Consider the following 969-nt stretch of genomic DNA (forward strand, 5'->3'; position numbering starts at 1 on the left):
CTATGCTGTCCAAGCCGACCACGATCAGCTGGTGGGAATCAAATAGCGCGAGTCTCCATCAGACCCAGGGCGCTTCATCAGGACAGAAACTACTGGCTTGCATGGTCCCTCTGCAATATCTTCCAAGGTGCATCGTTGAACGACTTGACCTATAGCCCTCTGCACCGACGTGGTACTGTCACCATGGGAGCCCAGGATGCTGTAGTGCTTGCGAACCAGTTTTTGAGACCTAGTAGTTGGGGTGAGATGGACAACGAACCGGCGGTCAGGGAAGAGGCTCTCGGCGCAGCACCGGGCTGGGTGATTGCGGCGTACGGGTTGTTCGCCGGAGTCATTGTGTGGTCGCCGTTGACAGGATCGGCCGTGCAGACGGCCATCATCACCGGGTTCTGCGGCGTAGCGATGTCATTCCTCGCGCCGCACACGAAGGAGATCTCCGGGATTAGAGGGCCTGTCCTGCCGCTCGCCCTGGTGACGATAGGTTTTGTCGGCCTCTTCGCCCTCTCTGTCTGGGGTGTTGTGGCGGACACAGTTTGGGTTTCGTGGTGTGCTGCCGTGGTCGCTGGTGTCGTGGTGTCAGCGGCACTGCTCCTTTCGGACCGCCGGTCAAGAAGGCTCGAGCGCGAACTTCCGGCCGAGCCAGCGCCTCTATAGCCAAAGGTCCCGCTCGGTCACGGTCGGCAGTTCGTGCGCTGATGGACACGAACGAGCGCTACCCGCACATGTCGATTCTGTATGTGACCGACGAATGCAGCGGCGCTCATCGCGCGAGGCTGACGGAAGTGGTAGCCCCGCCTTCTGCCGGGCTGCAGTAACGGTGTTCGTTTGCGTCCCCCGTGCCCTCATGGGGTGCCGCCACAGGGCGGCTGAGATCACACCCGTCGAACCTGATCTAGGCCGTGTTGATCAAGTCTGATTTGATCCAGATCAGCGTGGCGGCGAGGCTGACGGCGGCGCGGTAGCTGCGCA

General features: G+C 61.2%; 1 protein-coding gene. It reads left to right on the forward strand.

Annotated elements, in window-relative coordinates:
• Nucleotides 1-204: 204 nt before the first annotated feature.
• Nucleotides 205-654 (forward strand): hypothetical protein, encoded by a 450-nt coding sequence (locus tag ACWAUG_RS13610; protein WP_460802837.1) that lies wholly within the window; start codon nt 205-207, stop codon nt 652-654.
• Nucleotides 655-969: the final 315 nt, after the last annotated feature.

This window comes from Microbacterium sp. GXF6406 (genome assembly GCF_054798215.1).